General features: G+C 48.6%; 22 protein-coding genes. 14 read left to right on the forward strand and 8 right to left on the reverse strand.

Annotated features, from left to right (window positions below):
* Positions 1-122: 122 nt before the first annotated feature.
* Positions 123-1,061 (forward strand): ring-cleaving dioxygenase, encoded by a 939-nt coding sequence (locus MUN34_RS01510; protein ID WP_247856710.1) that lies wholly within the window; start codon positions 123-125, stop codon positions 1,059-1,061.
* The gene (locus tag MUN34_RS01515) at positions 1,058-1,657 is read left to right on the forward strand and encodes an alpha/beta hydrolase (RefSeq protein WP_247856711.1); all 600 of its coding nucleotides are present in this window, start codon (positions 1,058-1,060) and stop codon (positions 1,655-1,657) included. The genes MUN34_RS01510 and MUN34_RS01515 overlap by 4 nt, the downstream gene beginning before the upstream one ends.
* A gap of 60 nt (positions 1,658-1,717) precedes the next feature.
* Here MUN34_RS01515 and MUN34_RS01520 read toward each other — a convergent pair whose 3' ends face one another.
* Complete coding sequence (locus MUN34_RS01520) at positions 1,718-2,191, reverse strand: hypothetical protein (RefSeq protein WP_247856713.1); 474 nt, start codon at positions 2,189-2,191, stop codon at positions 1,718-1,720.
* A gap of 363 nt (positions 2,192-2,554) precedes the next feature.
* Positions 2,555-3,295 carry an SGNH/GDSL hydrolase family protein gene (locus MUN34_RS01525; RefSeq protein WP_247856715.1) on the reverse strand — a complete coding sequence of 247 codons (741 nt, stop codon included), beginning with the start codon at positions 3,293-3,295 and terminating at the stop codon, positions 2,555-2,557.
* A 43-nt stretch (positions 3,296-3,338) separates the two neighbouring features.
* Between MUN34_RS01525 and MUN34_RS01530 the strand changes: the two genes are divergently transcribed.
* On the forward strand, positions 3,339-4,406 hold the full coding sequence (locus MUN34_RS01530; RefSeq protein ID WP_247856716.1) for an acyltransferase family protein: 1,068 nt from the start codon (positions 3,339-3,341) through the stop codon (positions 4,404-4,406).
* Between the two features lie 51 nt (positions 4,407-4,457).
* On the forward strand, positions 4,458-4,790 hold the full coding sequence (locus MUN34_RS01535) for an Asp23/Gls24 family envelope stress response protein (protein WP_235188816.1): 333 nt from the start codon (positions 4,458-4,460) through the stop codon (positions 4,788-4,790).
* Positions 4,791-4,840: 50 nt separating this feature from the next.
* On the opposite strand, the gene MUN34_RS01540 is transcribed toward MUN34_RS01535, so the two are convergent.
* Entirely contained in the window at positions 4,841-5,599 is a 759-nt protein-coding gene (locus MUN34_RS01540) for an SLAP domain-containing protein (RefSeq protein WP_247856717.1), read from the reverse strand.
* The gene (gene secA / locus MUN34_RS01545; protein WP_247856718.1) at positions 5,583-7,943 is read right to left on the reverse strand and encodes a preprotein translocase subunit SecA; all 2,361 of its coding nucleotides are present in this window, start codon (positions 7,941-7,943) and stop codon (positions 5,583-5,585) included. The genes MUN34_RS01540 and secA overlap by 17 nt, the downstream gene beginning before the upstream one ends.
* 276 nt (positions 7,944-8,219) lie before the next feature.
* On the opposite strand from secA, the gene pgmB reads away from it, so the two are divergent.
* Entirely contained in the window at positions 8,220-8,882 is a 663-nt protein-coding gene (gene pgmB, locus MUN34_RS01550; RefSeq protein ID WP_026827515.1) for a beta-phosphoglucomutase, read from the forward strand.
* A gap of 147 nt (positions 8,883-9,029) precedes the next feature.
* Here pgmB and MUN34_RS01555 read toward each other — a convergent pair whose 3' ends face one another.
* Positions 9,030-10,511: an N-acetylmuramoyl-L-alanine amidase family protein gene (locus tag MUN34_RS01555; protein WP_247856719.1), complete on the reverse strand. Its 1,482-nt coding sequence runs from the start codon at positions 10,509-10,511 to the stop codon at positions 9,030-9,032.
* A 292-nt stretch (positions 10,512-10,803) separates the two neighbouring features.
* Here MUN34_RS01555 and MUN34_RS01560 point away from each other — a divergent pair, with 292 nt between their 5' ends.
* From MUN34_RS01560 to chrA, 4 genes are read left to right on the forward strand one after another with little or no spacing between them, the layout of a single operon-like run.
* Complete coding sequence (locus MUN34_RS01560) at positions 10,804-11,205, forward strand: Rok-like winged helix domain-containing protein (RefSeq protein WP_026827517.1); 402 nt, start codon at positions 10,804-10,806, stop codon at positions 11,203-11,205.
* Positions 11,206-11,262: 57 nt separating this feature from the next.
* Positions 11,263-12,306: a glycosyltransferase family 4 protein gene (locus MUN34_RS01565; RefSeq protein ID WP_247856720.1), complete on the forward strand. Its 1,044-nt coding sequence runs from the start codon at positions 11,263-11,265 to the stop codon at positions 12,304-12,306.
* 55 nt (positions 12,307-12,361) lie between these two features.
* The gene (locus MUN34_RS01570) at positions 12,362-13,483 is read left to right on the forward strand and encodes a DUF418 domain-containing protein (protein ID WP_247856721.1); all 1,122 of its coding nucleotides are present in this window, start codon (positions 12,362-12,364) and stop codon (positions 13,481-13,483) included.
* A gap of 54 nt (positions 13,484-13,537) precedes the next feature.
* Positions 13,538-14,698 carry a chromate efflux transporter gene (gene chrA, locus MUN34_RS01575; protein WP_247856722.1) on the forward strand — a complete coding sequence of 387 codons (1,161 nt, stop codon included), beginning with the start codon at positions 13,538-13,540 and terminating at the stop codon, positions 14,696-14,698.
* 127 nt (positions 14,699-14,825) lie between these two features.
* Here the strand turns inward: chrA and MUN34_RS01580 are convergent, their stop codons facing one another.
* From MUN34_RS01580 to MUN34_RS01590, 3 genes are all read right to left on the reverse strand, one after another.
* Entirely contained in the window at positions 14,826-15,242 is a 417-nt protein-coding gene (locus MUN34_RS01580; RefSeq protein WP_247856723.1) for a GNAT family N-acetyltransferase, read from the reverse strand.
* Positions 15,217-16,248, reverse strand: coding sequence for an LCP family protein (locus MUN34_RS01585; protein WP_247856724.1), 1,032 nt, complete (start codon positions 16,246-16,248; stop codon positions 15,217-15,219). Before MUN34_RS01585 ends, MUN34_RS01580 begins: the two co-directional genes overlap by 26 nt.
* Positions 16,249-16,316: 68 nt before the next feature.
* Positions 16,317-16,958 (reverse strand): YigZ family protein, encoded by a 642-nt coding sequence (locus MUN34_RS01590; RefSeq protein WP_026827523.1) that lies wholly within the window; start codon positions 16,956-16,958, stop codon positions 16,317-16,319.
* A gap of 98 nt (positions 16,959-17,056) precedes the next feature.
* On the opposite strand from MUN34_RS01590, the gene MUN34_RS01595 reads away from it, so the two are divergent.
* The 5 genes from MUN34_RS01595 (at position 17,057) to MUN34_RS01615 (ending at position 21,919) form a co-directional block, all read left to right on the forward strand.
* A complete protein-coding gene (locus tag MUN34_RS01595; RefSeq protein WP_026827524.1) occupies positions 17,057-18,229 on the forward strand; it encodes a sensor histidine kinase in 1,173 nt (390 codons plus the stop codon).
* Complete coding sequence (locus MUN34_RS01600) at positions 18,226-18,921, forward strand: response regulator (RefSeq protein WP_012371334.1); 696 nt, start codon at positions 18,226-18,228, stop codon at positions 18,919-18,921. Before MUN34_RS01595 ends, MUN34_RS01600 begins: the two co-directional genes overlap by 4 nt.
* 134 nt (positions 18,922-19,055) lie before the next feature.
* Positions 19,056-19,901 carry a DegV family protein gene (locus MUN34_RS01605; RefSeq protein WP_026827525.1) on the forward strand — a complete coding sequence of 282 codons (846 nt, stop codon included), beginning with the start codon at positions 19,056-19,058 and terminating at the stop codon, positions 19,899-19,901.
* 159 nt (positions 19,902-20,060) lie between these two features.
* Positions 20,061-21,275, forward strand: a complete 1,215-nt coding sequence (locus MUN34_RS01610; RefSeq protein ID WP_247856725.1) for a helicase-related protein — start codon at positions 20,061-20,063, stop codon at positions 21,273-21,275.
* The gene (locus tag MUN34_RS01615; protein ID WP_247856726.1) at positions 21,272-21,919 is read left to right on the forward strand and encodes a ComF family protein; all 648 of its coding nucleotides are present in this window, start codon (positions 21,272-21,274) and stop codon (positions 21,917-21,919) included. The genes MUN34_RS01610 and MUN34_RS01615 overlap by 4 nt, the downstream gene beginning before the upstream one ends.
* The last annotated feature ends 79 nt before the right edge of the window (positions 21,920-21,998 follow it).

A 21,998-nucleotide genomic window follows, 5' to 3' on the forward strand; every position in this document is an offset into this window, starting at 1 on the left:
GTCTTTACGAGAAAATGGGAAAAAGGTTCCAAAACGATGACTCAAGCATAATTGTTTACTTTTAGTAAATTAGTTACTAATATTGTGTTAAAGGAAATGAAGAGAAGGGGGCGTGAACGCATATGAAAACAAAAGGCATTCATCACATTTCAGCAATGGTCGGTAATCCACAGGAAAATCTCGACTTTTACGGTACGACGCTCGGATTACGATTCGTCAAGAAAACGGTCAACTTTGATGATCCGGGAACCTATCACTTTTATTTTGGCAATGAATCGGGTGCACCCGGAACGATCATCACCTTCTTCCCGTTTGAAGGCATTCAGCAAGGGAAAGTCGGGGCGGGGCAAGTCGGTACGACGGCATATGCCATTCCGACAGGTAGTTATGACTTTTGGAAAAATCGTTTAACTGAAAAACAGGTGACTTTCGAAGAAGCAGAACGCTTCGGAGAAAAACAACTCGCCTTCCAAGATCCGCACGGATTACAGATTGAACTGGTCGAACGAAGCAAAGGAGCAAACAGCCGCTTCGAAATCGACGGGATATCAACGGACGTCGCTATCAAAGGATTTGCCGGTGCGACCTTGTTGTCGCACGATCCGGCAGATACGGCACGTCTCTTGACGGAAGCGTTCGGATTAACGATTGCGAAACGTTCCGAGATGATGGATCGTTATGAAGCGGAAGGCGACTTCGGCAATACCATCGATATTTTGCATACGAACGTACCGGCTGGCCGTCCGGGTGCCGGGACAGTCCATCATATTGCATGGCGGGCCGACGATCAGGCACAACAACTGGACTGGATGAAACAAATCAATACATTCGGATTGATGACGACGGAAGTGAAGGACCGGAATTACTTTACATCGATCTACTTCCATGACCGGGGACGGATTCTGCATGAAATTGCGACTGACAATCCGGGGTTTACGGTCGATGAAGCGTTTGAAGCGCTCGGAGAAGACTTAAAATTACCGGAACAATTCGAAGCACACCGGGCGACAATTGAAGGACATGTCGCACCCATCACACTACCAAAGGGGAGACTCATATGATTCATTTATTTGAACCGGCTAAACGACCAGGCGCACCTATCTTTCTTTTATTACACGGAACAGGCGGAACCGAACAGGATTTAGTCGGACTCGTCCGACTCCTCGATCCGGAGGCCGGTTATCTGTCGGTCCGGGGTGAGGTGACGGAAAACGGGATGCCCCGATTCTTCAAACGATTGGCGGAAGGGGTCTTTGATGAAGCAGATCTTGCCCTTCGGACAGCACGTTTGATTGAGTTCGTGAAAGAGATGAGCCGGACAAATGACTTTTCCCTTCAAGACGTCATCCCGGTCGGTTATTCGAACGGTGCGAACATCGCGGCGAACATGATGTTCGAAGAACGGTTGTTTGAACAGGCGATCTTGCTTCATCCGATGGTACCGCGTCGCGGCATGACGTTACCAGATTCGTCGCAGATGCGAATCTTTATCGGGGCTGGAACCAATGATCCGATTTGCCCGGCTTCGGAGACGGAAGACCTGAAAGCGATTTTCGAACAGGCGGGGGCTACGGTCGATGTGACCTGGTCGAACCACGGTCATCAGCTCGTCATGCCGACCATCGAAGCAGCAGCAAGTTGGATCGCTCAAAAATAACAACACAAAAAAAGCATGGGGTTCAGGAATCTGTCCTGGCATTCCATGCTTTTTTTGTGTTCAAGCAGGATGATCGCTCTTAGGACGGGAATAGACGATGAGGATACCACGTTCGACAAGCTCGTTCGCAAGTGTCTCGATGGCTTCTGGTGATGCTTTCGTTTGGGTGATGTGTCGATAGAGATGACGGAGTTCGCGGCGCATCGGTTTACGGATTAACCACATGCTGTCGATGATGAGGCACCAGGTCACGACCGTTTCATGACCGATGTAAAATTGAGTTTGACGATTGAGATACCGGATCCACCATTCATCCCGGGCCATTTTCAGGACAACACCGGTTACCAGGAGAACAGCTAACATAAGTGGTACGCTTTCGTAGATGGGAAGGTTTGCTAGTCGGTCTCGAAGTCCAGTTACGAAACTGAGCATCATCCATCCAATGAGACCGATGACGAACCAATAACTAAAGTTGACTATACTTCGTTGTTGTTGCTTCATCTGAAGTCGGGGTTTCAGGATTGGGGTTGACATCAGAATCACCTCCTTGTTAAATAATCGAATTTTCTGACAATTTATAGTTGTCCTTCTACTATAGTTACTTTTTCCCGAAACGTCTAGTCGTTAGACATAGAAAATGTGTTTCTTTCTTGACGAATTTCGTGTACGCTAAAAAAAGAAAGTGAACGGTTACATACAAGGGGGAGAAATGATGGATCAAGTCGTATGGATTGCAGTCGGTATCGTCGCAATCGCTGTATTTTCAGCATCGAGCGTCGCCGCGTACATGGGTGTTAAAAACCAGGAAGACTGATAACACGGTGCCTGTCACCGCGTAGATGAACGTCGAAAAAGGAGATTCCGTAAAAATCGGAATCTCCTTTTTTCGACTGCTGTTTATTTGTTTTCCGTAATCTGAATCCGTTCCGCAAACGGTTTTAAAGCGTCGCTCCATCGCAGGTAGCCGCCGCCGACCAAATGAAGACCGTCGTACGTCATCCGGTTTTGGAGATAACCCTGTTGATTCGTCAACTCCGGTCGTAAATCAACAAAGGGAATATCAGCAGATTCTGCAAGCTGTTCAAGATTTCGGTTCAAGGCTTCAACGTCACGATTGACGCGAACCGAATCGGAATATTTTGGTGCGACGGGTAACGTTGACTGAATGACAACATCAATGTTATTTTTTCGCAGTGTCGTCACAATCGTCGTCATGTTTTCCGTAATCGTCGGAATCGGGGTGAAGTGACGGATGTCATTGATGCCGCCCATCAAGAAAACACGTTTGGGTTTCATCTCGACAATCAGGTCAAGCCGCGTCAAAAATCCTTCCGTCGTATCACCGGGAATCCCGAAATTGACAATCGTCGGATCATTGAGCAGGATCCGCCAATCACCAAAATTCGTCATCGAGTCACCGAGCATGACAGAATTCGGTGATTTTGGGTATTGATAAGTATGAAAGAGACTATTCAAACGGACGTAGTTCGGATTTTTCGTATATTGGAATGTCGTGATGGGTTGTGTGTTCGTCGCAGGAAAGGCCTGCTCGAATAGCTCGATCGGTTTGCGTCCGAGCAATAAGGCGAGGAGGACGACGTTTGCGACGACCGAGAGAATGACTAGTGCTTTTTTCATAAAACAATCGTTCCTTTCGAGGGAGTATAAGGGGTAGTGTAACATGAATCGAAATCCGTGGTTTGATAATATCAAAGGATTCCTTGTCATTTTCGTAGTGATTGGCCATATGCTGACGGATTTACGGTTTGATTACGATGGAAAATTACTCGAAACGGTGTACTTGATCATTTATTCGTTTCACATGCCATTATTTATTATTTTAAGCGGCTACTTTTTCCGTGAAAACAAGTACTTGCGTGTTATTCAACTGTTTGCGGTCTATTGTGTCTGGCAAATCTTGATTGGTTCATGGGCAACGTTTGGAGAAGGATTGCCGTTGTTGTCCGGACAAAATCTCGGGACACATCTGTTACGTCCCTACTGGGCACTCTGGTATTTATTCGTCATGGTTGTCTGGTATATCGTCACACCGTATGTCGTCCATTTACGCGGTTATGTCTGGTTCGGACTCGCCTTTGCTTTATTGTACGGCTTTGAACTCGAAAACACAGGCTTTTTGGCCTTACGTAAATTGATCATGTTCTATCCATACTTCCTGCTCGGGAATTACTTGTCGGAACATGAGTTCATCCGGATTTTCGAGATGCCGAAAAGCTTCAAACGGAGAATGAATGTCCGGTTAATTGGCGGACTGGCATTCGCAAGTGTCATCGGTTTCCTTCTTTATGAAGCATGGCGCGATACGCCGCAAGAAATCGTCGCTTTGGCGAATGCATTCAAACACCGCTTCCCGTATGTCGAACAGTATGACAGTGATGCTTGGATTGGAGTGTTGAAGCACAGTGTCATCTACTTCCTGTCGATTACAGCATCACTTGGATTCATGATGCTCGTTCCGATGCGTCGTCTGCCGCTCGTGACACGGGCGGGTGAGCTCAGCTTGTATGTCTACCTGCTGCATGTCTTCTTCGTCATGGCATGGCGGCAATACGTGACAACAGCCTTCGTGCCGCAAACCTGGCTCGCCTTGCTCATCGTCATCGGTGTTGCCTTGTTGATTGTCGGCGTGATTATCCATCCGTTCGTCGTCCGTCTGATGCGTCCGCTGATTGAAATCGATATCCGTCCAATCGTCGAAGAACGACAAGACCTTTCAAAAAAAGGTTAAATGCTATACAATTTAAGGTAGAGCGATTAATAGATGAAGGGCGTGGAAAGTATGTCATATAACTTAAACAATGCGGATGGTGTCGTAAACGTTTCCCAACAAGTCATTGAAGTGATTGCCGGGGTAGCAGTTCAAGAAACCGAAGGGATTGCCTTTACACAAGACGATTCGAAGTTACAGGAAAAACAGATGGTCAAACTCGTGAAGGTCGAGGATGTTGACGGTGCGATTACGGTCAGTCTTTCGGTCCATATCAAATACGGGATGTCGATCATCAAGACGGCAGGAAAAGTACAGGAACGGATTGCGCAAGATATGGAGAACATGTTGGCATTCCAACCGAAAGCCATTAACGTGCGTGTAATCGGTTTATTAAAAGGATAATCAAAAATGGACTTCTCGTCATTGACGAGAAGTCCATTTTTTTGAGGAAATCATTCCGGCAGGTACCGTAAAGACAATGAATCACTCGGATGTGCTGTGTATTCAAAGCGCAGACGGATTGCTTGTTCACTTTGCGGAGACACGGTCACCGAGGCATGCCGGGTTGCGGCGACCGCTTGACCACCAAGCAGCAACTCAAACGAGAGGGAGTCGAGTTCAAGAGACTGTCCACTCGGATTGCGGACGAGAACGATTGCCTCGACGCTCTGTTCCTGCTTGAAAATCGAGACCGGCAACAGTGACCAACCATCTGTCGGCGGGGCAGGGTGAGAGAAAGCGATTTGTCGAATCAAGCGCTGTTCCGGAGCAGTGAACGAATCATCAATCACGAGATCCGTTAACTGTTCATTCGAGAAGACGAGCTCGAGCGGAGCGTCCAATGTCGACAAATCGACGAACTGCTCTTCATCTGAAAACTCGAGCCAAAGCGGTAAGGTCGCTATCGGAAGAAGGACCGGTACTTCCTCGATCGTAAACGTCTTCCTGGCGACGAGCTGATCACCTGACAGAACGAGGACGACAAGATCATTCAGCTGAAACGAACGCGCGAGTGTATTTTGGAACAAAGCGATCAAATGCAACGGTTCGGTTTGTAATACTTGAAAAAGATGGATGGCTAACTGATTCGGTCCAAGTTTAGGTAACTGATTGAGTGCGTATCGAAAGACGTACTCGTCTTCTTTGACGATCGGCATATCCTCGGTAAAATAAAGCGCAGGTTGAATGTCAGAATCAATCGACGGTTGCATGAAGCAGTCCTCCTTGCAAAGTAGTCTCTTCCAGACGACATAGTCCAGACACGACTTGTTTTTCAAAACTGAAGATTGCATAACGGAAATAATCCATGCCTTCCCGTTCAAAAATCCGGACCGGCTGTTCCTGACCGTAACTGCGTAAATGAATCCCTTCCTTAAGCGAGTTCATCGCTGTTAAATGACTCGTCCACTGTTCGTCCAGTGCAAGTAACATGAAACGTCGTACCGTTTCTTCATCTTCGGCAATCTGCGACGTCATTTTTTGATCGACTGAACTAATCAGCGGCTCCATTTGCTGTTTGATGGTCTCGATCGAGTCGGCCAAGGGAAGTCCGATAGGTTGATGCAGCAGCTGTTCCAGTTCCGTCGTCAATAATTCAATCGGCCACTCTTCCGGAACGAGATCATCCGTCAAGTATTGATCGAGATAGGCGTGGACTGTCCGGGCAGCAAATGGCTGAACGAATTGATCAAGCGTCGTCGAATCAACGATTTGATTGCGGAGACGGTAGATGGCAAGGCGTTGTTCGCTGATGACCTCTTCAAGTTGGACGAGGTCGTCACGGACGCTGCGATTGACGGATTCACAGGTTTCCTGCGCATAGGCCATCAGTTGCTGAGCTTCTTTTGTACTGATCGGACCGCTGACAGGACCGATTTTCTTTTTGACGCGCTCTAACCGTTCACGTGCAAAGCGTCGAGGCAGTTCATCCTCAAGCGACAGGTAGAACCTGGTCAGACCGGGATCTCCTTGGCGTCCTGCCCGACCACGCAACTGGTTATCAATCCGGACGGACTCATGCCGTTCCGTACCGATGACGAACAAGCCGCCTTGTGCCTTCGCCGCATCATCAAGCAGGATATCCGTTCCGCGTCCTGCCATGTTCGTCGCAATCGTCACCCGACCGTGGCGGCCGGCAGACTCGATGATCCGAATCTCTTGATCGACGGTCTTGGCATTCAAAATCTCGTAGGGAATCTGACGTTGATCAAGGACGTCGGCAACCTTTAAGGATTGTTCAATGGAAGTCGTTCCGATTAAAACGGGTTGCCCCGTCAAATGAGCCGTTTCGGTCGCTGCCGCAATGGCTGAATATTTCTCGGGACTCGTCAAGAATAGGATATCGGCTTCGTCAATCCGAATTTTAGGACGGTTCGGTGGAATTGAGACAACATCCATCCGGTAAGTCTTCAAAAATTCATCGCGAGACGTGGCAGCAGTACCGGTCATCCCGCACACGTGATGATACAAGCGGAAGTAATGCTGAATCGTGATTTGCGCTGTCGTCCGGTTTTCTTCGGTCACGCTGACGTGCTCCTTCGCCTCGAGGGCTTGATGGAGACCGTCCGATAAACTTCGTCCTTCCATCAACCGGCCGGTGAATAAGTCGACGAGCGCAATCTTGTCGTCCTTGACGATGTAATCGACATCCCTTTGGAGAACGACGTGGGCTCGAAGTGCTTGGATGACATAGTGGAACAGGACGGCGTGCTCAGCGGCAAACAGCTGAGCAATCCCAAAAATTCGTTCGATCGTCTCAATTCCTTGATCCGTCAAAGCGACTGCTTTGATTTCTTCATCGAACGAATAGTCTTCGTCTTCTTTAAAGTCTTTTACGACATGACGAATCAATTGTTGTAGTCCTTCATGGACCGTATCGCGTTCCGCCATGATGAGAGGTGTTTTTGCTTCGTCAATCAAGACGCTGTCGACTTCGTCAATCAAGGCGAAGCGGAGGGGGCGTTGCAGACGATCTTCTTGTCGCATGACCAGATGGTCGCGCAGGTAATCGAAACCGAATTCCGTTCCGACTCCGTATGTAATGTCAGACGCATAGGCCTGTTGTTTTTCTTCGAATGACAGTTCGGCTGAATTGATACCGACCGTCAAACCTAGGAAACGGTGGATCTGACCGATCTGTTCCGCATCACGCCGGGCGAGGTATTCGTTGACCGTGATGACATGGACTCCTTGACCGTGCAAAGCCTGAGTGAAACTGGCAAGTGAAGCGACGAGTGTCTTTCCTTCACCGGTCGCCATTTCGGCGATTTGTCCGGAGAGAAGGGCAAGTCCACCTAGTAACTGAACATCATAATGACGAAGTCCGAGTGTCCGCTTGCTTGCTTCGCGAACAAGTGCGAAGGCGGTCACTGTAATGGCTTCAATCTTCTCGCCGGCCTGGAGACGATTTTTTAAGGATTCTGTCAAAAGCCTTAATTCTTCATCCGTTTTTTGTTCCATTTCTGCTTCTAAGCTGTTAATTAATAAAACTGTTTTTTCGTAACGACGCATTCTGCGGCTCTGTTCATCTATTAATTGTTTAACACGCTGAAACATAGTTGGTCACTCCTTCGGTTCGACTGTCAAACTCGTTTTTATTATAACAGTTAAAAATTGTAAAACGAATAGTAAAGAACGAAATAAGTAAAACATTCCCTTAGAATTGAAAACGGTTTCTTTTGGGGGAGGTCAATCATTTTTATTTGTTTTTTGATAACGCTTGCAAAGGATGAAGGGAACAGGTAAAATAATTCTTGAGGCAAGTGCAATCGTTTGCGCAAATCATTCGGTTTCTTGTCTTTCATGTACGATGGATGAAAGGATGGATGTCGAATGGCACCAACGATTGAAGCGGTCATTTTTGACTTGGACGGCGTAATTACCGATACAGCCGAGTATCATTATCTGGCTTGGAAACAACTGGGTGAGGAACTGGACATCCCGTTCGACCGGGAGTTCAATGAAACACTGAAAGGCGTCAGTCGGACCGATTCGCTGGAGCGGATTTTAACACTTGGCGGAAAGCAGGATGCTTTCACGGAACAAGAGAAGGTTGCGCTCGCAACGAAGAAGAACGACCATTACGTCACGTTGATCCAACACATCTCAGAACAGGATCTTCTGCCGGGAATCATTGCGTTCCTTGATGAAATCCGTGCGACTGGGCTGAAAATCGGAATGGCGTCAGCTTCTAAAAATGCGTTGACTGTCGTTGAGGCACTTGGAGTTCGACATTATTTTGACGACATCGTCGATGCGGCAACCGTTGCCCAGTCGAAACCACACCCTGAAGTGTTTTTACGGGCAGCAGAGGCGCTTGATGTCGCACCTGAACGTTGTATCGGTGTAGAAGATGCAGCAGCAGGAATTACGGCCATTCATGCAGCGGGTATGTATGCTGTCGGAGTCGGTCCGGAAACGACGTTACATGAGGCAGACTATCGTGTCGATTCGACGGATTTGCTTTCCCTTGAGCAGATTCTAGCTAGTCGCTAATGAACATCTGCCATTCCCTGATGGCAGATGGTTTGATCTGATCAATCTCTTTTCATGTGAGTACAAAAGGACCGCTTCCCTGAGCGGTCCTTTTGTCATATAAAAAAACGCTCGTTCCGACAAACGGAAGGAGCGTTTTTACAATACTTAGAGTGTCGCGAGGATACCGTCGGCAATCGCCTGGGCGTAACGCGCCTGATAAGAAGGGTCCGCCAGTTTCGCACGGTCAGACGCATTGGATAAGAAACCGAGTTCCGCCAAGACGGCCGGTGCCTGCGTACCGCGAATGACAGCGTAGTTGGCGAACTGGACACCACGGTCACGCATACCGGCGTATGCTGTCAACCGTTGCTGGATTGCCTGTGCGAGTTGAACCGAAGTCGTTCCTTTATAGTAGTAACTTTCCGCACCGGACGCACTGGCACCATTCGAAGCATTGATGTGGATGCTGACGAACCGTGACGTCGACAAGGCATTCGCCATCGCACTCCGGTCCCCGAGTGACGGATAATAATCATTTGTGTAACGCGTCAGCGTCAGATCGACTTTTCCCTGTAGAAGACCGGCGACTTGACGCGCGACAGATAAGACGATGTCCCGTTCTGCAATCCCTGCCCGGACGGCGCCGGGATCGTAAGCACCATGTCCGGGATCGAGGACGATCAATGGACGATTAGACGGACTAGGTTGGAAGAGCGTCAAATAAGTGGCTTCGACATATCCGCGTCGGCCGTCAGGTGTTTGGACAGCAACAAAACCACGTGTCTTATGAAGACTGTTCGTCACGAGAACCGGCGTACCGCGGCCGAGACGCGTGAGTTGTCCGCTGAGGACGGAAGCGGATGCCCGTAACGCGACGGTGCTGCCGGAATCAATCAGGACGTACATCTTGACACCACTGTAATCGGCATTTCCGGCAGACGGTACAGTCGAGGGTGCTGATCCTTTTTTCAAATAGGTGCCCATGACATATCCGGTTTTCCCGCCGTAAGTGATTTTATGCCAGTTGGAACTGATGGATAGGGACTGGACGACCTGATTGCTCGGAATCGTCATCAATAAGGCACCGGATGTTGCCGGGGCACTCCGGAAGTTCAGCCGTTCAGTCGTCGTGTAGGCTGTCGACGATGCCGTTACTTTCTTTAAATAGGCACCGGAGACAAAACCGGTTTGTTTGTTATACGTCACTTTGTACCAATTGCCGTCCCGGAAACTCGACGTCAGCGTCGTCTTGACCGGGATGGTCAGGAGGCGTGCTGAAGACGTCGAAGCTTCTTGACGCAACGATAAGGCATCCGTCGTCTGGTAGTTTGTTTCTTCAAATTTCGTTCCGCTGACGACTTTCGTTAAGTATTGACCGAGCACATAACCGGTTTTGCCGCTGTGCGTGACACGGTACCATTCACCGATCCGGTAGTTGGATGTCAGAGACGTCTTCTTTGGAATCGTCGTTAATTTTTTTGAAGAAACCGAGTCAGACGAACGCAAATTTAGTAAATCTGTTGTTTGATAGGTTGTTTTCGTAAACGTTATACCAGATGCAGCCGATACTAATGAGGACGGAAAAGCGATGGTGATCAGAAGAAAAAGTACCAGGGCCGATGTTAAGGTTTTAGTTAATTTGTCCATTAAATTTCCAGTCTCCTTTTAAGTAGAATGAATACGTATAAAACCTTACATAGTCAATTAAGCATTTTTGAAATAGTTTAATTTATAATTTATCTATTCCGTTCTTGCTCCTTTCTGTTAATATGAAGTGTAGTCAAGTAATAGACAATGTGAGAAAAATATTACAGAATAATTAAATATATAATAAAATTATATATTAAAGAGGCAAAAAGTAGCGTATTTTATTTCAAAAAACATACAATTGAAACATAACTGAAATATTTATGTTTAATTTAGGAAAGTGGGTTAACAAATGGGATCGAGTGAACATATCTACCGAGAACTGATGGAAATTGAAGAGGAATACCGTCGTCTGCAACGGCGCGCTGAGTATTTAATCGCGGAATTAAGCCGGGGAACAAGCGAGTCAACAAAAGAAATCGCCGTGACACAAGAACGTCCCCTCAAACAACGCCGTGTGAACCAGCGTTACCCGCTGGAAGTGTATGTCCACCAAATCAGTGACTTAATGCGTGAACGCGAATCGATGTCGGCACGTGATATCCAAATGGAACTGGAACTCCGGTACCGTCACCAAATCAGTAACATTTATCAATTGATGGCCAAAGTGGAACAAGCGAATCCTGCGATTAAAAAAGTCGGACGCGGCATCTATACATATGATCCATCTGCAGAAGTCCCAATCTTCATGTGAGCCGCTCGTCGGCTCTTTTTTTTTATGATATAATTCGCGCAGGAGCGTGATGTTATTATGTTATGGACGGCGTCCATTGTCTGTTTTATCGCGGCCTTACTGATCACACCCGTTGTAAAACGCTTTGCGATTGCAGTCGGTGCCGTTGACAGTCCGGACGCGCGAAAGGTACACGTACGAATTATGCCGCGTTTAGGCGGACTTGCGATTTACATCGCATTCATGATCGGTTACTTTATTTTGCAACCTTCCAGTCCCTATGCGACACATATCTTGGTCGGAGGCTTTGTCGTGATTTTGACGGGAGCACTCGATGACCGTTTTCAATTAAATGCCCGTTTGAAATTAATGGGACAGATCGTCGCGGCCGTAGTCGTCTTAAATGGCGGTATCCGGATTGAGTTCATCAATCTGCCGTTCGATCAACAACTGTTTCTCGGCTGGTGGAGTGTCCCGCTGACTTTCCTGTGGGTCATCGGTATCACGAATGCCGTCAACCTGATTGACGGGCTGGATGGTCTCGCAGCCGGTGTCTCAAGTATCGTCCTGCTGACGCTGATCAGTCTGGCCGTCATTCAAGGGAACGTCTACGTGACGATTGTCGCGATTCTGCTCTTGATGAGTACGTTCGGATTCTTATTCCACAACTTTTATCCGGCAAAGATTTTCATGGGTGATACCGGGTCGTTATTCCTCGGGTATATGTTAGGTGTCTTGTCGTTGCTCGGCTTTAAGAACGTCACATTGTTTTCGCTCGCGGTTCCGGTCATCCTGCTCGGGATTCCGATTTCGGACACGCTGTTTGCGATTGTGCGCCGGGTCTTGCAAGGAAAACCACCGTTTGCGCCTGATAAAGCCCATCTTCATCACCGGTTACTCGACCTTGGATTTACGATGCGGCAAGCAGTTCTTGTCATCTACGGATTGTGTGCCGTCTTCGGGATGACGGCGGTCCTCTTTTCGCAAACGACTTCACTTGGGGCATTAGTTTCCTTGTTAATGTTATTGCTGGTACTCGATATTTTAGTCGAATCGCTTGGATTACTGGGAGAACGTTATCGACCGTTACTGAATTTGTTGGAACGTATGACATCAAAATGACCAATCAGCCGCTCAAAGGGATTTGAGCGGCTGATTTGGCGATGGGAGAGTCAAGATGAATCCGATTGAACGAGCAGACCGAATTGTCTATCTGGATGTGTTGCGGGGGTTTGCTTTATGCGGAATCCTCTTTGTCAATATGCCAAGTTTCCTTGGGGAACGCTTCACGAGTGAGATGGGAACTGCCGATCAGGTGTTACGTCTACTTTTTGACCTGTTCATCCAAACGAAATTTTACACGTTGTTCAGCGTTTTATTTGGAGCCGGCTTTATCTTATTCATCAACCGGCTACGGGTGAAGAGAAAATCACTGTGGATTTTTGTCCGCCGCTTGATGGCCTTGTTTCTGTTCGGCGTCATTCATCTGTTGTTTTGGAGAGGGGACATCTTACAGACGTATGCCCTTTGCGGCTTGATGTTGCTTGCCTTTGTCCACACACGACCGGCGACGAAATTATGGATCGGTCTCGCCTTGCAACTGTATGTCTTCTTCCGTTATCTTTCAATTTATCAATATGCCCAGTCTGTCGGGGACCGGTCGATTCCGGATCCGGATACGACCCTGCAATCCATCGTGGCGGCACGTAACGTCATGGAATTCGTCACCTATCATGCGACCGTTCAATTACCGCACGGCTTAAATAATTCTTTGGCGATTTGGCCGGAAATTCTTTCCCTGTTTTTAATCGGGGCTTACTTAATGGAACGGTTTACGATCCGTCCGCCGGCGACCCGGACAATCGGTCTCGTGTTCGGTGTCAGTCTGCTGTTTTCGTTACCGTTGCTTTATCCAATCGTTCAGATTCATCAAGGACGTGTCCCGGATGGACTGATCAATTACTTTTTTGTCTGGCTCTCGGGCCGCACACTCGCTGTCGCATATGCGGCGGGGGTGGCCTTACTTGTCCGGTCAGGGCATCCGCTAATCGGGTTTCAAGTGTTGGGGCGGATGGCCTTGACGAATTACCTCACGCACACGCTTGTGTTTACACTGGTGCTGTTCGTGACCGGACGATACGGGTCGATTCCGCTCTGGCAAGGTACTTTGCTGGTCATCGTCATATTAGTCGTGCAAATCCTGTTCTCAAGCTGGTACTTGAAGCGGTATCGTCAAGGTCCTGTAGAGACTTTTTGGAGAACTGTCACATATGGCGGGAAAAAATCACGAAACACCTGAATGGTCACAGGAAATTTACAAATTTTTCGTATAATTTACCGTGGAGGTGGTGATATGAACAGATGGATCGAAATTTTTATCGTGTCCTTGAAGCTCGGATTAACATCATTTGGCGGACCCGTTGCCCATTTAGGGTACTTTTACGAGGAATACGTTAAGCGAAGGAAATGGGTGGATGAGAAGGCATATGCCGATCTCGTCGCCCTTTGTCAATTCTTGCCCGGACCGGCTTCGAGTCAGGTCGGGATGGGGATTGGCCTAGTGCGGGGAGGTATCGTCGGTGCGTTCGTCTCATTCATCGGCTTTACGTTACCATCAAGTGTTTTGCTGATCCTGTTCGCAGTGCTCGCGACCGAATTCGATTTGACGGAAGCAGGTTTCATCCATGGTTTGAAACTGGTTGCGGTCGCAATTGTCGCTGACGCCGTTCTCGGTATGGGAACCAAACTTGCGGTCGGGCCGAAACGGTTATTTTTAATGTTGCTGGCGTTGGCCGGTGTCTTGTTGCTCGCTCACCCGCTCGCGCAAGTCGGTGTCCTGTTGCTCGCGGCCGTACTCGGATTATGGCTGTTCAAGGAGGATGAACTAAAAAGCGGAGGGAGGCTGGATATCCGTGTCCCGAAATGGCTCAGTGTCAGTGCTTTGATGCTGTTCGTAGTGCTGCTCATCTTGACACCGTTCCTGGCTACGAATGCGACGGGAAATCTTCAACTGACGAGTATCATGTACAGTGCCGGTGCACTGGTGTTCGGCGGCGGACATGTCGTGTTGCCGTTTTTACAACAGTCCCTGGTGCCGGGCTTTTTGACAAATGATAGTTTTCTGGCTGGATATGCGGCAGCGCAAGCCGTTCCGGGACCACTCTTTACCTTCGCGACGTATCTTGGAACGGTCGTGAACGGACTGATGGGTGGGATTCTTGCGACTCTCGCGATTTTCCTGCCCGGTTTCCTGCTCGTCCTCGGTGTGCTACCATTTTGGGACCGTGTCCGTAGCAACAAACAGGTCGGACGAATGTTGATTGGTGTCAATGCAGCGGTCGTCGGCATTCTGCTTGCTGCCTTGTATGATCCGATCTTCACATCAAGTGTCAAAACAGGAATTGACTTTTTGGTCGCTTTCGGACTGTTCTGTTTGCTTCGCTTCTATCATCAGTCACCACTTCGTATCGTCCTCACCGGAGCTGCTATTGGAACGATCATGAGTTGGATTTGAAGCACGACCAAACAAACGGATTGTAAATGGCATGTAAAAAACGAACGCTTTTTCTGTTTAAAACAGGAAGGCGTTCGTTTTTTTGATTAGAATGAATTGTTGAAACGATACCCCGGTGAGTGGACCTTCACCCACGTTGAAGCTTTACGAGGACAATCGCGTCAAGGCTGACTTGGTCGATCTGTCGAAATCCGAATTGATGATACAAAGCGATTGCAGGTAGATTATCCGCGGCGGTAGAGACGAAGTGGAGCCGGTGTTTCGTCAAGGTGTGTCGGAGCAACTGTTTAGCGATCCCTTGACGAAAATGTTCCGGTGCGACCACTAAGCGTGTAATCGTCTCCTGTTCGATCGTCAAAGCGCCAACCAGTCGTTCGTCAAAATGCATGACGTAGCCGATCGGCTGCTCCTGAAACAATTCTGCTTCCGTCTGAAGAAGCGGTGGAAGTGAAGTCGCGCCGATTAAATCCGCCTCGACCCGGTAAGCCCGTTGTTGGAGCCGATAAAGTTCGGGATAATCAGTTGCTACCAGTCGTCGAATCATCGATAACCTCTGGTGTAGATGTTGATTCATCCGCTGTATCAGGCAAGTTCAACTGTTCTTTCAACATCGTTTTCGCATCGGCGAGGGAACTTGGATCGAGCTGATAATAGTAGGAACCGTTGATTTTGGTATCCGTTCCTTTTAAATCAATCCGGTTGACGGTGTTCAAAGATTTGACGAACGGTTGTAATTGAAAGGCTTCCGTCAGTGACATGTTCGTCGTGAAATTATCACCCGTCGCATCCATCAATTTATTCAGCTTTGTAATGGATCCAAAGGATGTCGATTGATCGATGATGGCCTGGACGACCTGTTGCTGTCGTTTTGTCCGTCCGATATCACCTTCCGGATCCTCATAACGCATCCGGGCGTAGGCAAGAGCTTCCTCACCGTTTAACCGTTGAAGACCGGGCTCGAGCTTGACGCCGCCCTTTTTATCGGAAGAGTTTAACGTATTGATCGGTAATTTGACATCGACTTCAATGCCGCCGACGGCATCGACAATTGCGACGACACCATTAAAATTGATGGAACCGTAATAATCAATCGGAATATCAAGCAACTTTTCGACGGTCTCAATCGTTGAATCAATGCCGCCGAACGCATAGGAATGGTTGATTTTATCTTCGTACCCGACAGATGGGATCATGACGAGGGAATCACGAGGAATACTCAGCAAATTGACTTGTTTATCCGTTTTATTGAACGTTGCGACAATCATCGTATCGGCACGGGAGGACGTATCACCTGGGCGTTCATCCGTTCCGACGAGGAGGACGGAAAAATGATCTTTCGTTAAGTCGACGGCAGCAGCCCGCTTATCTGATTTATCACCACGCGACAGTTCGACTTCTGATTGTTTGGCCGTTTGAAACGTTTTATTGGCGACATAGGCAAATGCAGCACCTCCGGCGATGAATACGACCAGAAAAACGGTGACGAACACTTTAAACCACGACCGCTTTGGTTTTTGTTTGGTAGAACGGGATCGTTTGGAATCATCCACGGTTCATTACTCCTTACTTTACTGAATTATTAAAAAACTTTTAAATTCTTTACAATCAGTATAGCAGGTCAAGGTTGAATGTCACGTTCGACATAGCGGGAATGGGTTTTCTCGAGCAGGGCCTGGCCGTTCGTCAAATTCGTCATCCACTCGAGGAAGGTGGGGACAACTGTCTCCTCGACCCAGACATCGATTTTGACATGATCGAGATAATGAATCTGATCGATGATATGTTCGGTTGCCCGTAATTCATTTTCAAGCTTTCCGAGCCAGGTGTAGTCGACCGTGATTTCCACTAAATCGTGGGCAATCCGTTCGACGATGCCGACAGCGTTCAAGCCTTCCGAGACACTGGAGCCGTAAGCGCGGATCAATCCGCCGCCGCCGAGTTTGATGCCGCCGAAGTAACGGGTCACGACGACGACGGTATTCCGGAGATTCCGTTTCTTTAAGACTTCAAGCATCGGGACGCCTGCCGTTCCGCTGGGTTCGCCGTCATCGTTTGCTTTTTGAATCTCATTTCGCTCGCCGATGACATAGGCGGAACAATTATGATTGGCATCCGAATGTTTTTTTTTGAGGTCCGCAATGAAGCGCTGTGCCTCTTCTTCCGAGGTGGCACGCGCCAAATATGTAATAAATCGTGACTTTTGGATAATGATTTCATGGAAACCGTTTTCTTTTACTGTATAATAATTAAATAATGTCATAATCAAAAATGTCCTCCTCGTTAACTAGTTCTTTCTAGCATAACGACGATTCGAGAGAGAGACAACCGTGGGGACTGGCAAGGAACGGAGGGAGTAGTATGACGAATGAGATGGGGGAGCGACTGTCCTTGAATGATATCGTACAGAACATCATTGGTGTCGTAGAAGAAAGCCGGGAAGAAATCGTCCGGATTACGGAAAGTTCACGGGAACAGTATGCTGAAATCCAGCAGGAGTTACGGGAACTGAAGACACGCGTTCACGACTATATTAAAGAAGCTGAACGGCTAGAACGACATATTAAGGATTCGAAAGCGCGACTCGTCATCGTGAGCAAGAACTTCGACAACTACTCAGAACAAGACATCCGGACTGCTTATGAGACAGCCAACGCACTCCAACTCGAATCGTTCATCAATCAGCGCGATGAGATGAACTGCCGGAAGCGAAGGGACGAACTCGAACGACGTTTGATTCAACTGGATGAAACGATTGAACGCGCCGACATGCTGATCAGCCGGGTTTCGGTCGTGCTGAACTTCTTGACGGACGATATGCAGGTCATGAACGAAAAGTACGAAAAAGCGATGCAAAAACAGGAGATGGGCTTAAAAGTATTTCAGTCGGCAGAAAATGAACGGCGCCGCTTATCCCGCGACATGCATGACGGTCCTGCGCAGACACTTGCTCACGTTTTGATTCGGGCCGATTTAATAGAAAAGATCCACCAGCACAATGGCGCAGAAGCAGCCTTTGAAGAAATCCACCGCCTGCGGAAATTGATCCGCGATGGATTAGCCGACATTCGACGTATCATCTATGATTTACGTCCGATGACACTCGATGATCTCGGGTTCGTCCCGACACTCGAACGTTATTTACGACATATGCAGGAAATTTCCAACATCCCGATCCACTTTAATTACCTCGGGGGCGGCGAACGGATTGAATCCACCTATGAAGTCGCTGTCTTCCGAATTGTCCAGGAAGCGGTCCAAAATGCAGTTAAGCATTCCAAAGCAGGGGACATTCGTATTATCATAGAACAGTATCAACATTCTGTTCGGATCCATGTCAAGGATAACGGGATTGGATTTGATTTTGATTCGATCGTCGAATCGTGTGATGAGTCATTTGGACTGATCGGGATGCGGGAACGGATTGAATTGATAGATGGTGAGTTTGAGATTGAGACACAGCCAGGTAAAGGGACAGTCATCAAGGTAAGGATTCCGGTTGAGGAATCCGGAGTGAGAGGAGAAACACTGTGAATAACGAGCAAGTAAAAGTAGTCATCATCGACGATCATCAGTTATTCCGGGAAGGCGTCAAACGGATTCTTGATTTCGAAGAAGAGTTCGTCGTCGTCGCGGAGGGCGAGAGTGGAGCAGACGTGATTCCACTCGTTGAAGCGCATCAGCCAGATATCGTCTTAATGGATATAAATATGCCGAAAGTCAATGGCGTCGAAGCGACGAAACGTCTGATGGAAGTCCATCCGGAAGTCCGGGTCATCATTTTGTCGATTCACGATGACGAGACATATGTCATGCACGCGCTTGGTGCAGGGGCAGTCGGTTATCTCTTAAAAGAGATGGCGACGGATGAACTGGTCAATGCCATCCGGTCTGTGTACCGGGAAGGCGGATACGTTCACCCGAAAGTCACACCGAACTTGTTACAGGAGTACCGTCGTCTGATGAAGATGAAGCAGACCATGTCTTCTCAACCCATCGAAAAACGTGTCGCCGAAGCACCGTTACATGTTTTGACACGCCGAGAATGTGAAGTCTTGCAGCTACTCGCGGACGGCTTCTCGAACCGGGCGATCAGCGATACGCTGTTCATCAGTGAGAAGACCGTTAAAAACCATGTATCCTCCATTTTACGTAAGATGAATGTGCCCGATCGAACCGGCGCTGTCGTCGAAGCGATTCGCCGCGGCTGGGTCGTCGTCGTTTAACATCAGGACGGAAGCCGATTCGGCTCCGTCTTTCTTTTTTTTAGACTTCAACCTGTGATATGATAAAAAACGATTGTGACCTGTCAGAATACCTTATGTCACGACGGAACTCTTAAAAGCGAGGAAATTCACGAATGAGCCAGATTGTGATTTTAACGGATAGTACTGCCTATCTGCCAACTACCTATTGTGAAGAAAACAATGTCCATGTTGCACCGCTTAGTGTCATCTTCGACGGAGATGCGTATCGTGAAGGACTCGACATTTCCGTACCTGATTTTTATCAACGTATTCAGACGGGGAGTTTACCGACGACCTCACAGCCGAACATCGGCGATCTCGTTGATTCGTTTGAGCAACTTCCGCAGGGGACGGACATCATCGGCATCACGTTATCAAGTGGAATCAGCGGGACATACCAGGCCTTACATACGATCAACATGATGGTCGAACACGTCCAGGTCCATCCGATTGATTCACGGATTTCCTGTATGCCGCAAGCCTTTTTAGTCAAGGAAGCGGTTCGGATGCGTGACGCAGGCGCGACAGCGCTTGAAATCGTCGCCCGTCTCGAAGCGTTAAAAGAAGTCATCCGCGCGTATTTCGTAGTCGATGACCTGGAACATCTGCAACGCGGCGGACGTCTCAGCATGACGCAAGCGGTCGTCGGTTCGTTCCTGAAAATCAAACCGGTTCTTCATTTCGTCGACGGAAAGATTGTACCATTTGAAAAAATCCGGACGTTTAAACGCGCGGTCAAACGGATTGAAGAAATGATGGAAGAAACGATCCGTGGAACGGGTGCCGGTTATGTCATCGGCGTCATTCACGCAGAAGACTCGTCCAAAGCGGAAGCGGAAATTGCCGTCTTGCAAGAACGATTCCCGGACGCCCGGATTGAGATGAGTGTGTTTGGTCCGGTCATCGGGACCCACTTAGGACCCGGTGCGATCGGCATCACCTGGTATCAAGAAGCGTAAGCCTGTGCTATCCGCAGGACAAACACGAAACAACGGCGTATCTGCGAAAGCAGGTACGCTTTTTTCGTTCCAATATCCCGAATTAGCGCTTACGAACGCGAGCAGGAAGTTTGTCCGTCTTGCCGAAAAGGTGAATCAGTCAACGAAAGGAAGTGGCTTATGGATTTACGTGGACGATTGATTCCGGACTACAGGCTCGACACGGCGGTCGATTATCCCCTTGAATACCGACCGGCTGTGACGTGGCGTTGCGAGCGGTGCGGAAAGTTACCGACCCGGGGACCGTGTACGTGCGGCAAACGCTGTTATTATTGCAGACATTGTTTGATTTTTGGAAAACTGCGGACGTGTGACCGTCTTGTCACGGACCCACGCCCGCTCGATCCTGTCCGTCCCGATCGCCATACGGAACTGAATTTGACGAGTGATCAGCAACGAATCGCCGATGCGATTATCCGGACGATTGATCAACAAGCGAAGCTGCTCGTCCATGCCGTGTGCGGCGCCGGGAAAACACCGATGTTGTTTCCGGGTATCGAACGGGCGCTCTCTACGAATCGCCGTGTCCTGATTGCGACGCCGCGTGCGGATGTCGTCCGGGAATTGGCGGGGCATCTGAGACAGGCTTTTCAACAGGCGACCATTGTTTCACTGTTCGGAGGATCCGCAGATCGATTGGGGCTTGGCGACATCACGATCAGTACGACGCACCAATTGATTCATTACCGTAATTGTTTTGACGTCGTCTTCATTGATGAGGTCGATGCTTTTCCTTACCGAACCAATCGGACCTTACACCGCTATGTTCGTCAGGCGGCGGCTCCCGGCGCTTCCTTGATTTTACTCAGTGCGACGCCCTCGTTTCGCGATCAACGCCTACCGACGATCCGCTTGATGCGCCGCTATCATGGTTTTCCGTTACCGACACCCCGCCTGCAGATTCCTTACATGAAACACGACGTCGTGAACTGGCTCCGGATGCATGAGACAAAACCGCGTTTACTATTCGTTCCGCAAGTCGCCGCGCTTGAGACATGGCAGACTTTTTTGCATCAGCAAGGGATGAACTGTGAAACCGTCCATGCGGCTGATCCGGACCGGGTCAAAAAAGTCGCGCGTTTTCGCCAAACGACCGGTATTCTGTTGACGACGACGATTCTCGAACGGGGCGTGACGATAGTGGATGTTCAAGTGGCAGTTCTCGATGCCGATCAGTCCTTCAGCAGTGCCGCCTTGATTCAAATCAGTGGACGTGTCGGACGAAGTGCTGATTTTCCTCAAGGAGACGTCGTATTGTTTGCGAATGACCGGTCCGATGCGATGTATCAAGCGATTGACCAAATCAAACGAGCGAACCGGGAGGGGTTTCAATGAACTGTCAGTTATGCGGACAGGACTATTTACCCAGTTGGACCTTATCAAATGTCTGGACTAGGCAAACCCTGTGTCCGACCTGTAAAATAGAATTTGTAAAAAGAGGGGAATGCGGGGAGTGTGAGGATTGCGGCAAACCAGGAACGTTGCTCTGTTCGGATTGTCAGAACTGGCGTAACAAGGGACAACAACTGGTCACGCACCCGTTATTTCTTTATCAGACGCAAGCAAAGGCGTTCATGAAACGGTATAAGTTTCTCGGGGACACGGCTTTGCTCGACGTGTTTAAAACAGAGCTTAAGAAGGTAAAAGTCAAACAGGACTGGATTGTCCCGATTCCGCTTAGTCCGGCTCGGTTGCGCGAACGCCGCTTTAACCAGGCGGAACTGATGGCGCGGATGATGCGGGGACGGGTCCGGCTTGTGCTGGAAAGGACGGACGGAGTCGCGTTCAGTCATCTGACGCGGCATGATCGACTTGAACGGGACAATCCGTATCACGTCATTCAGCCGGTGACCGGAAAAACGATTTTGTTGGTCGATGATGTCTATACGACCGGAATCACCTTGCACCAAGCGGCTTCCCGGCTGTATGAAGCCGGTGCGAAAGAAATTTCTGCGGTAACTTTATTTCGAAGTGTTTAAAAAATCTTCATTCCTGCCGATATTCAATATGAGGTGAAGGAAATGGATGTATTAAACTGCAAAACTTGCGGGAAGTTAT

Source organism: Exiguobacterium sp. 17-1 (assembly GCF_023096305.1).
Lineage (GTDB): Bacteria > Bacillota > Bacilli > Exiguobacteriales > Exiguobacteriaceae > Exiguobacterium_A > Exiguobacterium_A sibiricum_A.